This window comes from Thermoanaerobacter kivui (assembly GCF_000763575.1).
GTDB lineage: Bacteria > Bacillota > Thermoanaerobacteria > Thermoanaerobacterales > Thermoanaerobacteraceae > Thermoanaerobacter > Thermoanaerobacter kivui.
On the sequence record NZ_CP009170.1, the window covers coordinates 162697 to 186520 of the forward strand.

Annotated in this window: 18 protein-coding genes and 1 pseudogene; all 19 read left to right on the plus strand. The window is 35.1% G+C overall.

All coding sequences use genetic code 11. The features are described 5' to 3' along the window. Nucleotides 1-227 precede the first annotated feature (227 nt). The 19 genes and pseudogenes from TKV_RS00820 (at nucleotide 228) to TKV_RS00905 (ending at nucleotide 23824) form a co-directional block, all read left to right on the plus strand. The gene (locus TKV_RS00820) at nucleotides 228-5519 is read left to right on the plus strand and encodes an IPT/TIG domain-containing protein (RefSeq protein WP_049684364.1); all 5292 of its coding nucleotides are present in this window, start codon (nucleotides 228-230) and stop codon (nucleotides 5517-5519) included. A gap of 12 nt (nucleotides 5520-5531) precedes the next feature. Continuing rightward, entirely contained in the window at nucleotides 5532-8105 is a 2574-nt protein-coding gene (locus tag TKV_RS00825; RefSeq protein ID WP_049684365.1) for an S-layer homology domain-containing protein, read from the plus strand. 22 nt (nucleotides 8106-8127) lie between these two features. Then, nucleotides 8128-9615: an S-layer homology domain-containing protein gene (locus tag TKV_RS00830; protein WP_049684366.1), complete on the plus strand. Its 1488-nt coding sequence runs from the start codon at nucleotides 8128-8130 to the stop codon at nucleotides 9613-9615. Between the two features lie 493 nt (nucleotides 9616-10108). Continuing rightward, nucleotides 10109-11161 carry a stage II sporulation protein D gene (gene spoIID / locus TKV_RS00835; RefSeq protein WP_049684367.1) on the plus strand — a complete coding sequence of 351 codons (1053 nt, stop codon included), beginning with the start codon at nucleotides 10109-10111 and terminating at the stop codon, nucleotides 11159-11161. Nucleotides 11162-11229: 68 nt separating this feature from the next. Then, on the plus strand, nucleotides 11230-12066 hold the full coding sequence (locus TKV_RS00840) for a M23 family metallopeptidase (RefSeq protein WP_049684368.1): 837 nt from the start codon (nucleotides 11230-11232) through the stop codon (nucleotides 12064-12066). A 119-nt stretch (nucleotides 12067-12185) separates the two neighbouring features. Beyond that, the gene (spoIIID, locus tag TKV_RS00845; protein WP_049684369.1) at nucleotides 12186-12446 is read left to right on the plus strand and encodes a sporulation transcriptional regulator SpoIIID; all 261 of its coding nucleotides are present in this window, start codon (nucleotides 12186-12188) and stop codon (nucleotides 12444-12446) included. 130 nt (nucleotides 12447-12576) lie between these two features. Further along, nucleotides 12577-13593: a rod shape-determining protein gene (gene mreB / locus TKV_RS00850; protein ID WP_049684370.1), complete on the plus strand. Its 1017-nt coding sequence runs from the start codon at nucleotides 12577-12579 to the stop codon at nucleotides 13591-13593. A gap of 24 nt (nucleotides 13594-13617) precedes the next feature. After that, nucleotides 13618-14373 (plus strand): flagellar basal-body rod protein FlgF, encoded by a 756-nt coding sequence (flgF, locus tag TKV_RS00855; RefSeq protein ID WP_049684371.1) that lies wholly within the window; start codon nucleotides 13618-13620, stop codon nucleotides 14371-14373. Between the two features lie 14 nt (nucleotides 14374-14387). Continuing rightward, nucleotides 14388-15188, plus strand: a complete 801-nt coding sequence (flgG, locus tag TKV_RS00860) for a flagellar basal-body rod protein FlgG (RefSeq protein ID WP_049684372.1) — start codon at nucleotides 14388-14390, stop codon at nucleotides 15186-15188. Nucleotides 15189-15213: 25 nt separating this feature from the next. Then, nucleotides 15214-15546: a rod-binding protein gene (locus tag TKV_RS00865; RefSeq protein WP_049684373.1), complete on the plus strand. Its 333-nt coding sequence runs from the start codon at nucleotides 15214-15216 to the stop codon at nucleotides 15544-15546. Between the two features lie 105 nt (nucleotides 15547-15651). Then, complete coding sequence (gene fabZ / locus TKV_RS00870) at nucleotides 15652-16080, plus strand: 3-hydroxyacyl-ACP dehydratase FabZ (RefSeq protein ID WP_049684374.1); 429 nt, start codon at nucleotides 15652-15654, stop codon at nucleotides 16078-16080. A 12-nt stretch (nucleotides 16081-16092) separates the two neighbouring features. Then, on the plus strand, nucleotides 16093-17658 hold the full coding sequence (murJ, locus tag TKV_RS00875) for a murein biosynthesis integral membrane protein MurJ (protein ID WP_049684375.1): 1566 nt from the start codon (nucleotides 16093-16095) through the stop codon (nucleotides 17656-17658). A 21-nt stretch (nucleotides 17659-17679) separates the two neighbouring features. Beyond that, nucleotides 17680-18798, plus strand: coding sequence for a DUF362 domain-containing protein (locus TKV_RS00880; protein ID WP_049684376.1), 1119 nt, complete (start codon nucleotides 17680-17682; stop codon nucleotides 18796-18798). Between the two features lie 92 nt (nucleotides 18799-18890). Continuing rightward, on the plus strand, nucleotides 18891-19049 hold the full coding sequence (locus TKV_RS13090) for a hypothetical protein (protein WP_009051973.1): 159 nt from the start codon (nucleotides 18891-18893) through the stop codon (nucleotides 19047-19049). Between the two features lie 15 nt (nucleotides 19050-19064). Then, a complete protein-coding gene (gene pgeF / locus TKV_RS00885) occupies nucleotides 19065-19877 on the plus strand; it encodes a peptidoglycan editing factor PgeF (RefSeq protein WP_049684377.1) in 813 nt (270 codons plus the stop codon). A 149-nt stretch (nucleotides 19878-20026) separates the two neighbouring features. After that, on the plus strand, nucleotides 20027-20260 hold the full coding sequence (locus TKV_RS00890) for a type II toxin-antitoxin system Phd/YefM family antitoxin (protein ID WP_009051971.1): 234 nt from the start codon (nucleotides 20027-20029) through the stop codon (nucleotides 20258-20260). A 54-nt stretch (nucleotides 20261-20314) separates the two neighbouring features. Beyond that, nucleotides 20315-20737 (plus strand): putative toxin-antitoxin system toxin component, PIN family, encoded by a 423-nt coding sequence (locus tag TKV_RS00895; protein WP_049686157.1) that lies wholly within the window; start codon nucleotides 20315-20317, stop codon nucleotides 20735-20737. A gap of 180 nt (nucleotides 20738-20917) precedes the next feature. Further along, nucleotides 20918-22066 (plus strand): annotated as a pseudogene (locus tag TKV_RS00900) (transposase). Between the two features lie 423 nt (nucleotides 22067-22489). Continuing rightward, the gene (locus TKV_RS00905; protein WP_049684378.1) at nucleotides 22490-23824 is read left to right on the plus strand and encodes a TrkH family potassium uptake protein; all 1335 of its coding nucleotides are present in this window, start codon (nucleotides 22490-22492) and stop codon (nucleotides 23822-23824) included.

The following is a 23824-nucleotide window of genomic DNA, read 5'->3' on the forward strand; positions in this document are numbered from 1 at the left end:
ATAATGTAATATAATTTAAACTGTAAGAATGATTCCCCTTTTCCCCATAAAATTTAATATATTCTGCACCCCCAACCCAATATAGGCTGCTTTAAAGCAGCTATTTTTTTGTTTTTGCTAAAGTTTAGCCTTTAAAATGCCGATAAATAAAATTAGAGGGGTTTTTGAGAATTGTTTCACATAGAACATTTTACCATTTATTCATAAATCTGAGAGGAGCATGTCGAATGAAGAGATTTTTGTCATTGGCTATTGCTGTAAGCATGATATTGTCACTTTTCCCGGGAAATATGTCGAAAGCATATGGAGCATATTCTCCAAATATAACATCGGTAGCTTCTTTGAGATTAGATGGGACAATGGCATCTCCTGCTAAAGGTCCTGTTGACCAATACACTGACATAAAAATTACAGGAAGCGGTTTTGTTACATACGACACAAATGGCAATGTAGTCTCTTCTGTCAGTGCAGTTTACATTGATTCACCCATAGATTCCAATAAGCTCACAATACTAAGTGCAAATGAAAATACAATTTATGCAAAAGTTCCCCCAGCGTCTAAAATTGGTCTTAGCCCAGATACTCCTTATACTATAATAGTTCAGCGAAGTGACGGACAGAGTGCAGCTATATTTAATGGCTTTACATATATAAATAACCCATATATTTCAAAAGTAGCTCTTGATAACTTTATTACACTTGTCAAAGATTCCAATGGCAATATTATAAACAGAACTACAAAGTCATATATAAGAATGGAAGGAAGTTATTTAAACGACATAGGATTAGCTCAGATCAACGGAGAAACAGCTTCAGTTGTTTCGCAAAGCGGTTCTGTGCTTATTACGACTATTCCTCAAAACATTAACATAGACCCTACAACTTTATACACTGTAAATGTCACAAATATATACCGTGGGCGTTCTAATACAGTGCAAACGAATATTTATGCTGTAAATCAAGACATAACAGGATTATCTCAGTATACTGTCATTGTAGGAGATACAATTACTATATATGGTCATGGTTTTTCCACTCTTGGTAGCGGATTTAAAGTGTATGTAGGAGCGAATCTTGTAAATTCTTCAGATGTAAATATAGTAAGCGATACTGAAATGACTGTAAAGGTTCCTGCTCCTAAAGATACGACACTTGAGTATCAAAATATTGATATTGTCGCAGCTGACGGTTCTACTGCTACTCTTGTGAATGCTTTAAAAATAATACCTACACCTGCTGTAATTACTATAGATAATATTACTCCAAATGCAGGTTCTGTATCAGGAGGAACAAAAGTTATAATTGTAGGACAAAATTTAAGAGAAGATTTAATAGTAAAATTCGGTGGGGTTGTAGCAAAAAGTGTACAAAGTATCACTTTGCCTGGTCTTACAGCAAATCAGCGTGCTATACAAGTTACTACGCCTCCTTACAGTAAGTCCGGTCCTGTGGATGTGAGTTTAGTTGACCCTATTACAGGGTATACTGTAACCAAACAAAATGGATTTTTTTACCTTGCTGTTGAAGATACTATGGTAGTTGTTGATATGAATCCCGACCACGGATATGAAAACGGAAACACAGATGTAACACTATGGGGATTTAATTTTCAAAGAAGCGATGACCCGTCTACTTACACTGCTAATTCTGACAACACAGAGATAACTTATACCAATACAAATTACACTTACAAAGACCCTGCAACAGGAAATTTAGTAGAAGGTTCCAGAGAAAGAAAACTTTATGTCACTTTTGGCGGTAACAAAGCCCAGATAAAAAGCATATTCAATCCTGGAACAGGACAACAAACTTTGAATGTGTTGTCTCCTAGTGTGACACTTAATCCCCCTGGACAAGATATGCCAGTAGATGTGGTTGTTACAGTGGAAACGACTATAAAAGATGCTAATGGAAATGTAGTCATGCACTACTCTGAACAGAGTTCTCCACCTACAAAATTTACTTACAATCCATTGCCTTCAAATCCCCAAATTTTAAGCATATCACCCAGTTCAGGAAGCCGTGCCGGTGGAGATACAGTGATTATTCAGGGATTTGATATAAGGCCAGGTGTAAAAGTGTACTTTGGGGATAAATTAGCTACTGTTAAAGATTTAACAACTGGTGGAGACAATAAGTCAGTGCTTACAGTTATTTCGCCACCATCTACTGCTTTGGGTTATGTAGACGTGAAAGTTGTAAATAAGGATGCGGATGCCAATAGAGGCTTTGCAATTTACTCAAAAGGCTATTATTACTATACTGCTCCTTCTATAAGCAATATTTTTACAAATTTTGGTTCAAAATACGGTGGTAACCTAATTACGATAATAGGTAGTGATTTTTATGTAGGGCAGACAGTCATAGATGGGGTGTATATGCCTAAATATCCTGATGTAAGAATTGGAAATATTCAATTAAAAGTAATTTCTGTTGAAGACAAAGATGGCAATATAATAGATGGAAAGAAACTTAACATTGGTACAAAGATTAAAGCTATAGTACCTGAAACACAAGTGCCTTATACAGTTGGATGGCAAGATATGACAATTCAAAATTACGATGGCATAAGTGGTACTGTAGGCGGAAGTGTGACTTTGCAAAATGCTTTTGAGATAAAAGATACTCAAAAGAATCCGACTATTACCTCCGTTGACCCTAATAAAGGGCCCACAAAAGGTGGCACACCTATCAAAATTTTGGGAAGCAATTTTGAAAAGGGAAGCATAGTTACAATAGATGGAGTGCAGGCAACCGTCACAAAAGTCTTAAGTGGCAATACTGAAATAGATGCGACTACTCCACCGGGGACATTGGGCAAAAAAATAGTTCAAGTTGTAAATCCTTCTGATGGCGGTACAGCGACATTAGTAGATGGATTTGAGTATCTTTTGATTGAGACAAAGCCCCAGATAACTAAAGTTGTTCCTAATTACGGCGGCAAAGGGACGCTTATATACATTTTTGGAAGCGACTTTTCACTGAAAGCTGGGGATAGCGAAGGAGCAAAAGCTTATATAGGAGATACTGTTCTTGAAAATGTGTATGTAATAAATGACACGACAATTACAGGAATAATACCTGACATGAGGTACTCTGGCCTTTACGATATAAAAGTTGTAAATCCTGATACTGCTCAAGCTGTGGCTCCCGAAAAGTTTCATTTCCTTGTACCAGAAAGTAGCCCAATAATAACTTCTGTATATCCGAACTTTGGTACAGTAAAGGGTGGTACTTCTATCTTGATTGAAGGAAGTGATTTTAGAAGGGGTGCAGAAGTATTTATAGGAGGCAACAAAGCCACAAACGTAACTGTAAGTTCTGATGGAAAGACGATAACTGCTACTACTCCTCCAGGAGTTCCAGGGAAAACTTATGTAACTGTTGTAAACTATGATGGTGGCAATTATACTTATGGACTTCATGAAGGGGAAAGCGGGTTTACATATGTTGTGCCCAACAGCCAGCCTGTCATTACAAAGATAGAACCTAATAGCGGCTCTACTTATGGAGGACAAGAAGTGACCATATATGGTCAAGACTTTAGAATTTCTAAAGACGAAAATGGAAATATACTAAAAGATGAAAATGGCAATCCAATAGGCCCCGAAGTATATTTTGGAAATGTCAAAGCGGAGAAGGTCACTTATATTGATTATGGAACTTTAAAAGTTATTACACCTCCTAACGCGCCTGGAAAAGTCAGAGTAACTGTTGTAAACTATGATGCAGGGCTTGGGTACATTGACAATGGATATACTTATATTCAATCGAAACCTCAGATTAAAGAAGTTATACCTCCAAAGTTTGATAAGGCTGGAGGAACTTATAGTATTATCATAGGAAGTGATTTTGCAGTTCCTGTATATGATAACGACAAATTAGTAGTACCGGGTTCTTCTGTTTATATTGATGGAGCTTTAGTGCAGGATGTAAAAGTTGTAGACAGTACAATGATAAAATTTACTGCTCCTCCAGTGGACAAAGTAGGCATGAAGGAATTAAAGGTGGTAAATCCAGATGGAGGGACTGCTGTATTTAAAATAGAGTATGTATCTCCAAACTCACATCCTTTAATAACTTCTATAACTCCAAATAAAGGCAGTATTAATGGGGGCACTTATGTAACTATCAAGGGACAAGACTTTAGAGAAAAAGTTAAAGTATATTTTGATGCTTATGAAGCGAAAGTAGTTGCGAATACCTCTGATACTATTACTGTAATCACTCCTGCCGCAGACCCGCAGAAAGACTTAGACCGTCTTGTGGATGTGACAGTGTTTAATATTGATGACGGAGGAAGTTATACTTTAAAGGAAGCATTTATGTATATCGCTACAGAGTCCAACCCGAAGATAACTTCTATTACTCCTAATACAGGGTCTACAAAAGGAGGAGAAACAGTAACCATAACAGGTAATGACTTTAGACAAGGAGCAAGGGTGTTTTTTGGAGATGTAGAAGCTTATAATGTAATTGTGAAAAGTTATAACACGATTGTCGTGACAACCCCAGGGCATGCAGAGGGAAAAGTAGATGTAATTGTGAGAAATCCCGATTATGCAAATGCTGTTTTGCCTCAAGGTTTTACCTATGTGCAAACAGTACCGGATAATCCAGTAGGCTTTTGGGCCGAATCAATAGCCGGTAACGACCATACATTATATTTACATTGGTCAGAGGCAAAAGGAGCAAAATATTATGAAATCTATGGTAAGACAGCTAATTCGGCAGATTACAAATTCATCGCTGCAACAGATAAATTGGAGTATTACGTGACAAATCTTTTGCCAAATACTACTTACTCCTTTGCCATGAGAGCTGTAAATGATTTGGGGCCCAGTGATTTTGTATACACTTATGCTACTACTGATACTTCTTCTAACAGCAAATATGACACTTCTGTTACAGGAGCTAAAAACGATACAACTTATGCGACGGCGAATGGAACACTTGTCATTACATTGGGAGATGACATTTTAAACGGAACGCCGATTGATTTGACAGGCAAGAAATATAAAAATATAAACAAATGGGTTATAAATATACCGTCTAAATATAAAAATAAAACCTCTACTACTATATGGGTTATAATGCCTGGATTTAATATAAAATTTACCCTTAACAGCCTCTACCTATCAGGAGATTATGACAGAATAACAATAAATAAGCTATCAGATAAAACTTATGACGAAATATCAAGGAATATGCCAAAAGGCTATAAGATATTATCTGACATTTATGACATAAGTTATGAAAAAATTGACGGAGATAAAACAACTAATTATCCAGATTTTTACAATAAAATAACTGTAACATTAAATTTCGATAAAAATAGACTTGGCAATAGGAATATAAGCTTTTCAAAGCTCATGTATATAACTCCCTGTATGAGTAGTGTACCATGTACGGGGTTATCAATAAACAGAGATGGCATATCAAATATGATGGTAGATAGCGCATCGAATAATGTATTAGGTGATATATCTTATCCAGGCAGGTTAGCTGTTATTTATTGAGGAGTGAGAAAGTTGAAAAAGATATTTACAATTTTACTTACAATAATTCTATTTGTTTTAAATAGTGTTTATACTTATGCTTCGGACAATCCTGTATATTACGGTACGGACAATGTGCAAAGCATCTATTACAATATGTCCTTCAAAGATATAAAAAATAGTTTTGCTAAAAATGACATAATGAAAATGACTGCTCTTTCAGTTATTAGAGGTGGAGGAAGTCAAAAATTTTATCCTAAAAGCTATTTAAAAAGAGAAGAGGCAATAGCATATATTGTAAGACTAATGGGACTGGAAGAACAAGTACAAAAAACACCTATATCCTCCTCTACTGCAGTAGGGGGGAGTAACCCTCCTACTGCTAATTCTAATCAGACTGGGCAAAATAATGCTTCTTCTCAATCAGGTCCCAAAGTAGATTCGTGGGCACAAGGAATAGTTGATGTGGCAGCGAAAAATAATCTTTTGAGGAAAGAGGATATGGCTTTGGATTTTACAGCAAATGCAACAAGAGAGGAAGTTGCTTATTGGATAGCAAAAGGATTGAATCTTGCGCCGATTTACGGAAAAGATTTACAAAAAGTTTATGCTTTTTCGGATGTTAAAAGTTTTAATACTGATTATATGCCATATATTGAAGCAGTTTTAAAAAGTGGAATAATGACAGGTTACAATGATAGTAAATTTGGACCTAAAGACAACATAACCAGAGAGCAGATGGCGTCAGTTTTGAGTAGAGCTTTTAACTTAGGGTATAGTTTAATGGGCTATTCAATAATAAATGCTACAGTGCAGGATATACTTTACGAAGAGGTTGATGGGAAAAATAGTATAAAGAAAACTTTTGTTCTTCTCAATAATAAAGGGCAAAATGAGTATATTGTGGTTCAACGAACATATTCTTCAAAAGGAATAGTTCATAATTCAGATTTTTTGACTATTAGCAATGGAGTTCCTTCTTTTTCTGATTCTATTGAAAAAGGGGATAATGTGAATTTTTATATAAGCGGTCAAAATGTGATATTTGCTGAAAAAAACCCTGTATTTCAGAGCACTTTGTACGGAGAGATAAAAGACATATCAGCTTCTAACATAACACTTACATCTGAATCAGGAGTTGAATATGTATTTTCTTATAACCCTAATACAAAAATCTATATAAATGATTATCCTGCTTCTATAAAAGATTTACGATATGGTCAAACTGTCACAGTATACCTTAATGGTAACACGGCTTATGCAATAAATGTTGATTATGAAGATTTGGGAAGTGGGAAAATCGATACAGGCTCAAGACAAGTAACAGGAAGCATAATGGCTATAGATAAACAAGATAATGGCATAAATATTAAATTAGACAATGGACAGTTTTATTCTATTGCTTATGATGTGCCTGTTATAAAAAATGGAAATGCTGTGCCTTTGTCTTCAATAAAAGAGGGAGACTATGTAAATTTGTATTTTGATGACCCTTATACAAATGTACCCATCAAGGTATTAGTAGAAAATGGATATCACAAAGTCTACTATATCATAAGAGGAAATCTCGGAAGTTTATTGGCTTCCAACAATTCTATTTCAATAAACAATGTGGAAAAGTATTATCAAGGTACATGGCAAAGTGCAAATAATTTTGCTTATTATCCTTTAGATGAAGCTAAAATATATTACAATGGCTTTGAGGTCAGCAAAGAAGACCTTAAAAATTACAAAGGAAATCAAATATATGCTACAGTTGAGAAGCACTTTGGAACAGATTCGATTACGTTTATAAACATAACCCCAAGTTTTACAATGAGTTACAGTGGCATTGCAAGTTTTGATACTCAATCGATGATTCTTACATTAAATGATGGCAGAAAAGTAACTGTAAACGACGGCACAATTATTTTAAAAGATGGAATGAAGATACCCTATACTTCACTTATAGGAAATAAACAAGTATATGTATCTTTTTCCCAGACGGATAGAAGCTTATATGCTAATTTCATCTCAGTAATTGATAGTGTATATCCAGAATATTACTATGCGAAAGGTTTTATAACCAGTGCAACATCAAATTCTATCACTATTGGTAACTTATATACAAGTTGGTGGTATCAAGCATATGGGTATTATGCTATACAAAACAATCAATGGAATATTGTAGCAGGCACAAAAACTTTCTATGTGGGAGATAAAACTTATATAGTTGACAATAGAGATAAAGATTCAAAAGTTATTCCCTACACAGAGCTTTTGGATGTAAAATATGGAAAATCTAAATACACCTCTGCCCATGTGTATGTGGTATCACAAGGAGACAATGCTATTGCAATAAACATTATGAATTCAACGGGGCAAGAAAGAGTGTCTACTGCTGATGTTGTATCTATTGATGGTACCAAGTTAACTCTAAATAATGTAAATGATTGGAATGAATTAAATGGGGTTTGGAATCTGAATACTTCTCTTGATACAGTAGATGTATCAAAAACGGTAATAATTAAAAATGGACAGGCAGTCAATATAAGTTCTATAAATCCGGGAGATTCACTCTATATTATAAGAAATGGGTCATCTGCTGTTATTGTAACGGTGAAGTAAGAAAAACATTGGGGGAATTGCAATGAAAAAAATTATAGGGTTAGTTATAATATTCACCCTTTTGATTCCTTTTCCTGTTCAGGTTTTTGCCAATGATGCAGGTTTTGAAGGTGGTATTGCCAATGAGCAAGAATACAAAGAAGTTGTATTTATAACGGGACAACCTATTATATTTAGTGGTGTTCTTAAAGTTAATCAATCTGTAAGAGGTGATACTACTACAACAACATATAGGTATGACCTTGCTTCCGATTCAGGAGACAAACTCACACGTTCTCTTACTTTTGTTACCCAAGAAACAAAAAAGCCTGAATACAACCAAGTGATTAGTCAGACTACTCTTAAGACATATACTGAAAACATAAAAATAGGGGGGAATACTTACACTTTAGACAGAAATAATGGATATATATACTCAGGCTCTGAAGTAAAAAGCATAAACCCTGGTGTAACTTACTATGCTGGTAACTATTCAGGCGTAAAATTATACAGGATCAATGGCAATAAAGGGACTGTAAAAGTGACTATAGATGACAAAACAGTAGGATTTACTCATAAATACGGAAGTGCTGATACACATCAAATAGATTATTTAATCGAAAGCACAATGGGGTCAAATGGAGAAGTAAAAAAATGGGTTGGGGAGGCTCATGCAAATGTATCTTTTACTGATAAATCCAGTATTGAATATGTGGAAAATGACCCTCAATATATAAGTTTTAGGGGTGGATATCTTTTAAGGCGAAATAGCGGTGACATGATGAATTACACTTATAATCTCCCAAAACTAGATGATAACGGCAACGAAATAGGAAGAAACATAGGAAATGGAAGTTTGAAACTTGATGGTGTGTCATTCGAAGATAGATTGGTGGTCCCACAGGTTAAAGACATAAACGGAACATGGGGAAAAGAGGATATTAAAAAATTGATGAGCATGGAAGTATTTCCAAATGACTCAGAATACTTTGGTCCTAAACTTCCCATATTGCGCTCAGACTTTACCGTTGCAGTTGCAAAAGCGATTGGATTAAAACCGTATGAACCGCCCAAGAGTACGCTTTATTCAGCAAGAAACAAAAGCGCTATAGAAATTTCACCTTTTATTGATATATCTACTACTGATCCGAATTATGGATATATAAAAGCAGCCAGTGATGCAGGGCTTATCTCAGGTACTGCTCCAAATCAGTTCAGTCCTTCAAGGTCTCTTACTCGTGCTCAAGCGGCAGTGATATTTATAAGAGCTTTGGGGCTAGAAAACCTTGCGCCTTTGGGGAATTTTAATATAGGCTTTTTGGATGACTATGCCATACCATTGTGGGCAAAAAGAAGTGTTTATGTAGCACGAGAGATAGGACTTTTATCGGGTGATGAATACGGAAGGTTTAACCCCGATGACTATGTAACTAGAGAGGAAGCTGCTTCAATGATATCGAGGATGATAAACTTTATGATGAACGACCTTACTTTTGATTATGTAATGAGGATATTAAATTATCATAATTAAGACAAGGGAGAAGTCTATTGTTCAGACTGTAGACAAACAATTTTGTAAGATTGGCATTTTGTAAAGTAATGCAACTCGCGACAAGGCAGCCCGGCACTCAAGTAAGAAAGTTTATAAAGCAAAAATAGAAAAACAATCATACTTACTTGAGTGCCGGTAAACTTAGCAAGCTCAAAAGACGAAGGCGGGGCTGGAGCCACGGATGGCGGAAGCGGCCACCTGAGACAAGGATGTCGAATGTGGCCGGAACCCCGCCGGAGTCTGAAGGCCGAGCTTTAGTTTTGTCGCTTTGGAGCATCGGAGCGACGATGCAAAATATCTCCTTTGAATATTTTTTAACTTTGTCAACAAACTGTACAAGGGAGAAATCCCTTGTTTTTTTGTAGACAGAGATTTTTTAGTTTGTAGGGGTGATAAGAGGCTTAATTAGATAGAATAAATATATACATAAGGACATATATTTTATTTAGTAGTTCACAATCGGAGGGGAAAAATGAAATATGCCATTTATGGAATTTCTTTGATATTTTTTAGCTTAATAATTTTACCTTCTATAATAGTTTTTGGCTTTAATTCTCACAAAACTTCCTCAACGCCTGCGAGTGAGGTCAAGCTTATTGATGGAGGAAAGCTAGTAAAATTAGATAATTTAGATAATACAGATTTGTACCATACAGTGAATGTTTTTATAACAAACCAAAACAAAATACAAAAAATGGATTTAGAGGAATATGTAAAAGGGGTAGTCGCTGCGGAAATGCCTGCAGAGTTTGAAATGGAGGCTTTAAAGGCACAGGCTGTTGCGGCAAGGACTTATGCCCTTTCAAAAGAAATAGCTTTGGGAGGAAAAGGATGTGAACTTCATCCGGGAGCTGATGTGTGTACTGACCCTGAGCATTGCCAAGCATGGCAATCAGAGAAAGAGTTAAGAGATAAGTGGGGAGAAAATTTTGATAAATACTATGCCAAAATATCTCAAGCGGTGGAAGATACAAAAGGACTTGTTTTAGTCTATGAAAATGCTCTTATTGTTCCTGCTTACCATGCTATAAGTGGAGGCAAAACAGAAAATGCTGAGGAGGTGTGGCAAAATAAGATACCTTATCTGAGAAGTGTTTCTTCTTCTGGAGAAGATGTCGCATCAAAGTACAAAACTACTGTTGTGGTGTCAAAAGAAGAATTTATAAGTAAAATAAAACAAAAAGAACCTTCAGTAAAATTAAATGCGACTAATATTTTGAGTCAAATAAAAGATGTAGAAAGGACACAGGCAGGCCATGTCAAAAGCTTAAAAATAGGCAATGTAACTTTTAGTGGAAAAGACATAAAAGAAATCTTTAATCTAAATTCTACTAACTTTAGCTTTGACGGACAGAAAGATAATATTGTAATAACAGTTATAGGGTATGGCCATGGGGTAGGAATGAGTCAATACGGAGCAAATGCAATGGCCAAAGAAGGTAAAAAATTTGATGAGATATTGAAGCATTATTATACAGGTGTAGAAATAATTAAAATTGAAGACTTATTAAAAGTGCAGCACTGAAATTGGTGCTGCATTTTTTGTATAAATACATTGATTAATGGTTAAAATACCATTTGGAGGTGAAATATGTGAAAATAAAGAAGGAAAATTTAATAAAATTTTTTGACAGAAAAGGATTTTACATTGTGTTATTTTTATGCGTTGTGGTAGTAGGGGCTACTGCCGTATATGTGACTAATAACAATTTAAAAAAATTGGCTGAGCTTAAAAAAGCGCAACAAGAAGAAATTAATTCAGTCGTTGAAAGCAATTGGGATTATGAAGAAGATTTGAAACAGGCTAAGGAAGAGAAAACAAACGATAATTTAGCTGCCACGATGACACAAGGCCCAAAAGAAGACAAAGGGGTGGTTTCTAGTAACGACACTGCAGACAAGAAAGAAGAAAAAACTAATACAGCTTATGAATCTCCTGCAAAAAGCAATGTAACTGGTACTAAAGTGAAGGCTGTCTTAACTACTACTCAGCCGGCTAAAACAGAAAAACAAATAGCTTCTTCAGCTTTGGTACTGTTAAAACCTGTTGATGGAGAAATAATATTAGAATTTGCGAAAGACAAACTTGTTTATTCCAAAACTCTTGATGAATGGACGACCCACAAAGGTATTGACATAAAAGCACCAGTTGGAAGTCCGGTACTGGCGGCGATGGAGGGAATTGTGACTAAGGTGTATAAAGATGAAAGGTTGGGGAATACTGTTGACATAAAAAGCGGCAAATTTGAGACTCGATATGCAAACCTTGAAGAAGATATTTCAGTTAAAGAGGGAGACAAAGTAGAAAAAGGACAACAGATAGGCAAGGTAGGCAAATCGGCTAAGTTTGAAATTGCAGAAGAACCTCATGTACATTTTGAACTTTTAGAAAACGGAGTACACATTGACCCCTCAGTGTATTTTAAATAAAAAGTCTAAAGACTTGAATACGCATGGTATTCAAGTCTTTTTGTTTTTTAGAAAATATTCTAATGGTTTTATTTCGGCATATACATATATTGAGAAAATTTAATAAGGGGGTTTTTGTATTGAAAGACTACATTGAAGAGAGAACATTAGAGATATCAAAATACATAATAGAACACAAAGCGACGGTGAGGGAAGCGGCGAAAGTTTTTGGGGTTAGCAAAAGTACAGTTCACAAAGATGTCACAGAGAGGCTTCCCGATATAAATTTTGAATTATACAAGGAAGTTAGAGAAATACTTAGCAAAAACAAGGCGGAAAGGCATATAAGGGGAGGCAAAGCGACAAAGATAAAATATCAAAGGGCAAATAATAAATTTTGAAAACAAAAAGAGGATTTTGTAAGTTTGTAGCGAAATAATAAATTGATAATAAATTAAACATTTCGGCATCAATGTCGATAATTTTAATGGATGCCACTTTTGTCGAAATACAGAAGAAGGGTGTGTTTAAATGTTTGCGATTTCAAAAGATATAGGAATAGACCTCGGCACGGCATCTGTTCTTGTCTACATAAAAGGGGAAGGAATAATTTTAAAAGAGCCTTCGGTTGTTGCAATTGATAGAAACACCAATAAAGTTCTTGCAGTTGGTGAAGAGGCTCAAAGGATGGTAGGCAGAACGCCGGGGAATATATTAGCGATAAAGCCTATGAAGGCGGGGGTAATTTCTGACTACGATGTAACAGAAAAAATGCTGAGGTATTTTATCCATAAAGCCTGTGGCAGCAGATTTTTATTAAGGCCGCGTATAATGATTTGTGTTCCCAGTGGGGTGACACAAGTAGAAAAAAGAGCCGTCATTGATGCAGCATTACAGGCAGGGGCGAGGAAAGCGTATCTCATTGAAGAACCCATTGCGGCAGCTATAGGAGCGGGGTTGGATATATCGAAACCCTGTGGAAATATGATTGTGGATATTGGGGGAGGCACCACTGACATAGCTGTAATTTCTCTAGGTAGTTCAGTGGTGTCTAAAAATATTAAAGTAGCAGGGGACAATTTTGATGAGGCAATTATTCGATATATGAGGAAAAAGCATCATATCATAATAGGGGAAAGGACAGCAGAGGAGATAAAAATAACTATCGGTACGGCTTATTTTGATGGCAATGAAGAAAAAATGTTGGTTAAAGGACGAAGTTTGATTTCAGGTTTGCCTCAAAACGTAGAAGTTACTTCCAGTGAAATATGTGAAGCATTAAGAGAGTTACTTGAAGAGATTGTGGAAGCAGTCCATAGTGTATTAGAAAGAACGCCTCCTGAATTAGCTGCGGATATAAGTGACAGAGGCATAATACTTACAGGAGGAGGAGCATTACTTAAGGGAATGGATAAACTTTTAAGGGAGAGAATGAATACTCCTGTATATATGGCAAACGACCCTGTGAGCTGTGTCGCTTTAGGGGCGGGAAAAGCATTGGAGTCATTAGAAATATTAGAAAAGTCAGAAACAATCATTGATGCTTAAAACTTAGATAAGAAGGTGAAGGTTGTGTTAAGAGGGCTTTATACTGCGTCTTCTGGCATGATTACCCAGACAAAAATAATGGATGTTTTAGCAAATAACCTTGCAAATGTTAATACTGTCGGGTATAAAAAAGATGTTGTTGTCACTTCTTCTTTTCCGAATTTCGAAGTAACGAGGTATGGCGGTGACAATATACCTCCTAATGGAAAAATCGGGAGAATGGATTACGGCGTATTGATTGACACTTTTTATACAAATTTTGAAGAAGGGGTGCTGTACCAAACAAAGGGTAAATTGGACTTTGCAATAGATGGGAATGGCTTTTTTGTGGTGGACACTCCCAATGGTCAAAGATATACGAGAGACGGCTGTTTTACCTTGTCAAGAGATGGATATCTGGTAACACAAGAGGGGTATATTGTAGAAGGGGAAAATGGCCCGATTCAATTGTCACAAGGGGATATTTCTGTTGATGAGACAGGCAATATAATAAACAATGACCAGTTGGTGGACAGGCTTAGAATTGTAGACTTTAGTAATTACGATGGTTTAAGGAAAGAAGGCAATAATTTGTTTTTTATAGATAACAGTGCCAATGTACAAGTTATTCCTGCAACAGGGAAAATAAAGCAAGGTTTTTTAGAACAGTCAAATGTGAATTCAGTTAAAGAAATGGTAAATATGATAAGCGTGATGAGAAATTATGAATCTAATCAAAAGGTTGTCATTGCTTTTGACGAGACTCTTGGAAAAGCTGTCAACGAAGTTGGAAAAGTATAAGGAGGATGAAAATTATGATGAGGGCATTGTGGTCTGCAGCAACTGGCATGACTGCTCAGCAACTTAACGTAGATGTTATCGCGAATAATCTTGCGAATGTAAATACTACTGCTTTTAAAAGAGATAGGGCCGAATTTAAAGATTTAATATATCAAACTTTACAAAGAGAAAACGTATATGGTGGACAAGGTAAACCTGTCAATATGCAAGTAGGGGTAGGTGTGAGACCTTCAGCAATTGTAAAAGATTTTACGGAAGGAAGCCTCCAGCAGACAGAGAATCCTTTGGATTTGGCATTGGATGGAGAAGGCTTTTTTGCTGTGTTAGGACCGGATGACAAAGTTTATTACACGAGAGATGGAAGTTTTAAATTAAGTGCTGACGGCAGCACTTTAATGCTTGTAACTGCTGACGGTTATCCCGTATTAAATGACAGCGGTAATCCCATAGTTTTTGACAGCACTGAAAAAGACATATCAGTATCACCTATGGGGGTAATAAGCGTAAAAAACCCTGACGGAACTACTCAGGAAATAGCTACTTTGGGGATTTATAATTTTGTCAATCCACAGGGCCTTTTAAGTGTAGGTAGTAATCTCTATGAGCCAACAGAAGCCTCAGGACAGCCTGGTACAAGAGATGACTTTCAAGGAAGAATGGGCAAAGTCATGCAAGGATTTTTGGAAACTTCAAATGTTCAAGTAGTAAGAGAAATGGTGGATATGATTGCCGCACAAAGAGCTTATGAGATAAATTCAAAAGCTATACAAGCAGCCGACGAAATGCTGGGCATTGCAAATAATCTAAAAAGATAGCTATAACTGAAAGGGATGACCTTACATGGTGATAAATCCTATAGATAATATGACGAATAAACTACAAATTAATTTGCAAAAAGATGGAAGTGATTTTGAACGAATAATACAACAGGCGATAAAAGACAAAGACAGTAAAAAGCTTAAAGAAGCATGTCAGCAATTAGAAGCAACTTTTATAGGGCTTATGTTAAATGAGATGAGAAAGACAATTCCAGAAGACCCATTGACGGGAGATAGCCTAGCAAATGATATTTTTACTTCTATGTTATATGATAAATATGCTGAAATGTTGGCTCAAAATGGATCTTTTGGACTGGCTGACCAAATATATAATCAACTTTCTAAGAAAGTGTGAAAGGGCGCTTGCCCTTTTTATTTTTCATTTTTTTGTGATATAATCAATGATAAGCCACTGTTTTGTCATATCTTCTAATTCCGATAAAAAGAGGTGAAACATAGGGTGGAAAATAAAAACATAAGAAAAATTCTTCCTCATAGATATCCTTTTTTATTAGTGGATAGAATAATAGAAATTGAAGAAGGTAAAAAAGCTGTTGGAATAAAAAATGTGACCGCTAATGAACCTTTTTTTCAAGGGCATTTTCCAGACAATCCGATAATGCCAGGAGTTCTTATTGTTGAGGCATTGGCACAAGTAGCCGGGATTGCTGTTATGAATATAGAAGAGTTTAAAGGTAAATTAGGGCTTTTTACAGGTATTGATAAATGTCGCTTCAAAAAAGTGGTAAGGCCTGGTGACCAACTTGTTTTAGAAGTTTTAATAGATTCTATAAAGATGGGGCTCGTAAAAGCTAAAGGTGCTGCAAAAGTTGGAGATGAAGTTGTAGCTACTGCAGAGCTTATGTTTATAATGACTGAAGAAAATTAAGGAGTTGTATGTATGTCGACGGCTAAAAAAACTGTAAAAGCGGCTAGCGTCATAATGATAATAACTCTACTGAGTAAAGTATTTGGATTTTTGAGAGATATGGCTTTAGCTTCCCAATTTGGTACATCTGTTTCCATGGATGCATATAATATGGCGACTGTCATACCTATGATACTTTTTGCGGCGGTAACTGCTTCAATAGCTACTACTGTTGTGCCAATATTTACTGAATATTTGCAAAAAGAGGGAAAGCAAAAGGCTTTTGATTTTATAAATAACCTTTTAGGTGTGGTATTAATTTCGACTGTAATTTTAACTTTCTTAGGTTTCATATTTGCACCTTATATAGTAAAATTTGTAGCGCCAGCTTTTACAGGGGAAAAATTTGAGTTGACAGTTAAACTTACGACTATATTATTACCTACAATGGTGTTAATAGCTGCATCTAATATTTTCACTGGTGCTCTTCAGGCGATGGAACATTTTACTGTTCCTGCTATGATAGGTATACCTTACAATATTATCGTAATAACAGTAGCAATTTTATATGGGAGCAAATTTGGGATTACGATAGTAGCTTATTCTATAATTATTGCTACTTTCATACAAGCATTAATGCAATTGCCTGTTTTATACAAATTAGGTTACAAATTCAAGTTGAGAGTGAATTTTAAAGATGAAGGAGTAAAAAAAGTAATTGTATTGGCTATGCCTGTGTTAATAGGCACGGGAATTCAAGTTATAAACGTATATGTAGACAGAGTAATAGCTTCCTTTTTGCCAGATGGAAGCATTGCAGCATTAAATTATGCGAATAGACTTAATATGTTTGCCCTTGGGATATTTTCAACAGCGATTGCCACTGTCATATATCCTGTGTTGTCAAAACACTCGGTATCCGAGAATAAAGAAGGATTTTTAAAAGGGTTGAATCTTGCAGTAAATGCAATTTTATACGTCTTAATACCTGTTTCAGTCGGTGCAATGGTATTAAGAGTGCCTATAATAAAAGTATTGTTCGAAAGAGGAGCTTTTGATGAGAGGTCGACATATCTTACTTCTATCGCGCTTTTTTATTTTTCCATAGGAATGACTGCTTATGGGCTAAGGGATGTTTTAAGCAGAAGTTTTTACTCTATGAAAGATACAAAAACACCTATGATAAATGGGGCAATGGCCGTCTTATTGAACATTGTGCTTAATCTGATTTTAGTAAGGTATTTACAACTTGGTGGACTTGCGCTTTCTACTTCTATTGCAGCTATATTTACAACGTTTCTTTTATTTACTTCATTAAAAAAGAAAATCGGAAGAATAGGCGGAAAATCTATGTTCATGAGTTTTTTAAGGGCGATGTTTGCATCAATTATCATGGGTATTACAGTACATTTTGTGTATAATAATTTGATTATTAGGATGCCTTCAGATAGGATGATTTATGAAGCTATAGCTTTATTTATAACCATATTAATTGGTGCTGTAATTTATTCTGCCATTGTCTTAATAAGTGACAAATCTGCCCTCTCTTATTTCAAAAGGGTCATAAGATTTGTAAATTCTAAACTCGTGAGAAATTAATTTTGTAAATGAGGTGGTGTTATGAAGTCAAAGGTATATTTTTACAACATGAGGGCAAACAAAGCTACCAGTAGTTTGTCTTCCAAAGTAGCAAGGATTTTCGATGTAGCAGGGTTTAAAAATATTTTTTCTAAAAATGACCTTGTGGCTATCAAAATTCACTTTGGAGAAAAAGGGAATAATGCATACATAAATCCCATATATGTGAGAAAGATTGTTGATAAAGTCAAAAGTTATGGTGGCAAGCCATTTTTGACGGATACAAATACTCTTTACAAAGGCAGCCGTTCAAATGCAGTTGACCATTTGGTGACAGCAATTGAAAATGGTTTTGCATATGCTGTTGTGAACGCACCAATAATAATTGCTGACGGTATTTTAAGCAAAGACTCTGTAGAAGTGAAAATTGATAAAAAGCATTTTGACACTGTAAAGATTGCTTCAAATATTTTCTTTGCAAACTCGATGATTGTGATGTCACATTTTAAAGGTCATGAATTGGCTGGCTTTGGAGGAGCTATCAAAAACTTAGCTATGGGGTGTGCACCTGCGGCAGGAAAACAACAGCAGCATTCAACAGTGCAGCCTGTCGTAGGAAAGGGATGTACCGCATGTCAAATGTGCATCAGGAATTGCCCCGTAAATGCGATATCTTTGGTCAATGGTTCAGCTTATATTGACCCTTCTATATGTATAGGGTGTGGAGAATGCGTGTCTATTTGTCAATATGGTGTCATAAAGCCTCAATGGGGAACTGATATGGATGCTTTTGTAGAGAGAATGACGGAATATGCTTATGGCGCTTATTTTACAAAAAAAGGCAAAATTGCGTTTATAAATTTTGTCATGAATGTTACACCACTTTGCGATTGTACGCCTTGGAGCGATGCGCCGATTGTCCCTGACATAGGAATATTGGCTTCCTTTGACCCTGTTGCCATAGATCAGGCAAGCTATGACCTTGTGAATCAGCAATTTGGCCACAAAGGCGCAGCTTTAGAAGAAGCGGGATATGGCATGAATCCAGGAGAAGACAAATTTAAAGCATTGCACCCTGAGACTAAGGGAGAATTGCAATTAAAATATGGAGAAGAAATTGGCTTGGGTACAAGAGATTATGAACTTGTTGAACTAAAATAGTAGGTTAATCCTGCTATTTTTTAATAATTTTTAGTGACTTATGAGAACGTTTGTAGTATTATATAATTAAAGAGGGGTGGGGAGGGGGATTTATGGAAAAATATTTTGTTCTTGCTTCTATTATAGCAGTAATTACCTTTGTGCTATTTTTAATAGCCTCGGTCCTTTTTGTGCAATGGACAAATAAACTTTTCGGAATTGAAGAAAATAAAAAAGAAAAAGAGAAAAGGAAAGATAAGTTACACAGTTGATAAAGGAGTGATACTTTGGAAGTAGGTTTTAAAAGGAATGAGGTAAAAGGAGTAGTTTTTTACACAATACCTTCTTTTGAAAGGACGGGGCTTGTCAAACACCTTTTTACTACTCGGATTGGGGGTGTAAGCAAAGGCAAATACGCTTCCTTGAATTTAAGCTTAAAAAGATATGACACTAAAGAGGAAGTCTATGAAAATTTTAAAATAATATGTGATATTGGCGGTTTTTCATATGAAGATATGGTTTTTTCAGACCAAGTTCATGGTAATGTTATAAGAAAAGTAACTTTAAAGGATAAAGGCAAAAACTTTGGTGGAAGTGATATCTCTGGTGTAGATGCCCTTATGACTAATGAAAGAGGCATTCCTCTTGTTACATTTTATGCCGACTGTGTGCCTTTGTTTTTCTTAGACCCTGTCAAAAAAGTTATTGCCCTTGCACACGCAGGATGGAGAGGCACAGTAGCCTACATTGGGCCTAAAACAGTTAATGCCATGAAAGAAGAATACGGCTCAAATCCAAAAGATATACTTGTAGGGATAGGCCCTTCTATATACCAATGCTGCTATGAAGTAGGTGATGATGTTGCGAATAAAATTAAAGATGCTATTGGTGAATGGGGAAAAGTTCTTGTGAAGAAGGCGGAGGGCAAATGGATACTGGATTTACAGCTTACAAACTACATTGAACTTATAAATACTGGCATACCTGATGAAAACATTACAGTAAGCCAAATGTGCACCCATTGCAATAGTGAATTTTATTCCTATAGAAGAGACAAAGGCATGACAGGCAGTATGGCAGCTTTTATGGAACTTAGCTAGTTTTTCTTTTATGATATTTGTCTAATATATAAGTTAAAGAAATGGTTATTTGTGTTTTTTGCATATTGACTATTTCTATATTGGATAATATAATCAAATTGAATAATATGATAATATAGTAAATAAAGATAGTGAAAGAGGTGGTAAGAATGAGAGTAAATGCTACAGAATTCAAAACAAGAGTCGGTAAATATTTAGAATTAGTTGATAAAGAAGAAATTATTATAACGAAAAATGGCCGTGAAGTTGCGAAACTTATTCCAGCGAAAAAAGAAGGTACACCAAATGCAGATTTTTTATATGGAATTTTATCTGACTATCCTGACAAAAATATAACGGCTGAGCAAATACGGGAAGAAAGAATAAGAAATAAATACAATTAAAGGGGAGGGGAAAATTACCCGTTAAATAATAATATGGGTATAATAGGTTAAATGATGAAAGTGTTAATTGATACTAACGTTATTCTTGATGTTTTACTGAAAAGAACTCCCTTTGATGTAGATGCTTATAACATATTAAAATTAGCGGAAGAAAAAAAGATAGATGCTTATTTAGCTACTTCTTCAATCACAGATATATATTATTTCATAAATAAAAACCTTTCTCACAATGAAAGCATAAAAGCATTAGAAGCTTTGTTAAGTATAGTAGAAGTAGTGAGTATAACAAAACATGATATAAAGAAAGCAATGAATTTTAAGGAGTTTAGAGATTTAGAAGATGCTTTACAAATGCAATGTTTGAAAAAGTTAAAGGGTGATTTGATTATTACAAGAGATGAGGAATTCCAAAAATTAACTAATAAAGCAATATCACCAAAAGATTTTTTATCCAATGAGGGCTTAATTAAAAACTAATACAAATGCTACCATACTTTTTATGCCATAAGACCTATTAAGGTCTTTTTTATTTTATCTACTATAGATGAGAAAATTTGATTACAATAAATTCCACATAATAAAATTATAGAGACAAATGCTCACTTCTGTGATATAACTTTAATTACCACAAAAAAATCAATAACAGGAGTGGAGCATATGTCTCATGATAATAGAATAACAGAAAACTCAGCAATTTACCAGTACCTTTTTAAATTAAATTTTATGCTATACTTCACCAAACCTGTTATTCGCCATATTGTGGAATTTATTATCGCTGCTGTTCAAAAAGGTTACAGTGGCACTGTTACTGATATTGTTAATTTAAGCTTTGCACATTGTCATAGAACTACCTTTGGCAAATTTTTAAGCCAAGGTGTTTGGAATATAGAATATGCATGGAGAGCTATAAGGCGAGAAGTTATTCGTATTATTTATCAACTTTCTCAAACCCATAAAAGTCCTTTGTTTGTGATATTTGATGATACTATTGCTGAAAAGACCAAGCTTTCGTTATAGGCTAAACATCCTATTCAAGCAACAGGATTTCATCAATCGCATTTAAAAGGAAAACAGGTTTGGGACCATCAATTTCTTGCTATGGTGATATCTTGTGGCAGAATAGTATTGCCATACTACATTATGGTATCAACACTCCCGATACCCAAAGGGCCAGCATATGGTCTTTGTGATTCCTGGTTTGCAAATGAAAAAGTAATTAATGCACACTTTAAGCAAGGCTATCATCTTATTGGTGCGCTTAAAATCAACCGCATTATATATCTCAAAGGGATTCGCATCCAGATAAAAGACTTTGCCCAGTATATTGATAAGAACGAAGTTCACCTCGTTACAGTGAAAGGTTCTAATTACTGGGTATATCGTTATGAAGGTGCTTTAAATGGGATAGATAATGCTGTAGTTCTAATATGCTGGCCTGAAAAAGCTTTTAAAAATCAAAAAGCTCTACATGCATTTTTATGCACTGATACTGAACTAAATACTGAGACTATTCTAAATTACTACAGTCAGAGGTGACCCATAGAGATTTTTTTCAGGCAGACAAAGAACAACCTTGGCTTAAATACATATCGAGTACGCTCTACAAAATCAATAGATAGGTTATTATGTCTTATATCATTGACATACCTGTATTGTACAGTTTCAAGTGATAAATATTGTCAATTTGGTTGTGGAATAGTTATAGTTCGTAAAGATGTACAAAAGCAGCGTATTCAATGGAACTATGATCAAGCTAAAAATAATATACCTATCGATGAGATTTTTGAGCAACTAAAATTGACTTAGATAAAGTGTATCTATCTAATGGTAATATTTGTTATTAAATTTTCTCATCTATAGGTGTTAAACTCATGTTATGGAGATTCTCCTTTCTGTTAATGTTTTTGTTTGTCACTTAAATTTTATCAGAAAAAGGGGAATCTCCATATATTTTTTGTAAAAAATTTTTCACTTAATTTAGCCCTCAAATGGCTCTATTTGGGCATTTCGTAAATTCACTTGCCGAATCCAAGTTTAACATAAAGCCATGGAGAAGTTGCTCCATGGCTTTATAACTGAAAGGAATACTATCCAAGGAAAGTAGAATGATTGACTCTATGACAGTAATTTGTTATAATTTAGACGTTGAATCTTTTCGCTTTAAACATTTTATCAGTAAAACCCATAAAGGCCTTAATAGGCCTTTTCTCCATAGTGAGGTGATTTTCTATAATAAAAATAAAACTGACACCTACTCAAGTACTTGCTTTAGGATTTGTAGCTATTATATTAATTGGGACTTTATTACTGATGTTACCTGTGGCAACTAAAAGTGGAGAAAGAGCAGATTTTTTAACTGCGCTTTTTACGGCTACCTCAGCTACATGTGTTACTGGCCTTGTAGTTGTTGACACAAAAACATATTGGTCTACTTTTGGGCAAATAGTGATAATGTTGCTGATACAAGTTGGCGGTTTAGGTATTATGACCATGTCAACGCTTTTCGCGTTGATCCTGGGTAGGAGAATTACCTTTAAAGAGAGATTGGTAATGCAAGAAGCTTTTAATACAAATAGCCTTGGAGGCATTGTGAAATTTGCCAAGTATATACTAATGGTTTCTTTTTTATTTGAAAGCATTGGCGCAATTATATTGACTTTGAAATTTTTACCGCAGATGGGATTAAAAAAAGCAGTGTATTACGGCTTTTTCCATTCTATTTCTGCATTTAATAATGCTGGCTTTGATCTTATGGGTAACTTTAAGAGCTTGACAGGTTATGTATCTGACTGGGTGGTAAACCTGGTCATAATGGGTTTGATAATATTTGGTGGATTAGGATTTTACGTTTTGCTTGATATATACGAACATAGACATTTTAATAAATTTACATTGCATTCAAAAATTGTTATAACTATTACATTGTTTTTGATTGCTGCTGGTACACTACTTATATTTTTATTTGAATACAATAATCCAAAAACATTAAAACCATTGGACTTTCCTACAAAGATACTTGCATCATTATTTCAAGCTGTGACACCTAGAACAGCTGGTTTTAATACGTTATCGCTTTCTGACATGACCATAGCATCTAAATTTTTGACAATAATACTCATGTTTATTGGCGCTTCTCCAGCTGGGACAGGGGGAGGTATCAAGACAACTACTTTTGGAGTTATATTATATACTGTATTATCAGTTATAAGGGGTGAAGAAGAGACAGTACTTTATAAGCGCACTATTAGCAGAAACATAGTCTATAAAGCTGTAGCTATATCCTTTATAAGCGTTTTTATTATTTTCTCTGTGACTATGGTTTTATCTATTACTGAAACATCCGACTTTTTGACCTTGTTATACGAAACAACCTCAGCTTTTGGAACTGTAGGACTTTCACTTGGGCTTACACCTGAATTAACTCCAGTGGGCAGAATTATTATAATATTTACAATGTATACCGGCAGAGTTGGTCCTTTAACATTGGCGTTAGCATTGGCACAAAGGCAGAAGAGACCTAAACCTCTTATGAAGTATGCGGAAGAAAAAATTATGGTAGGTTAA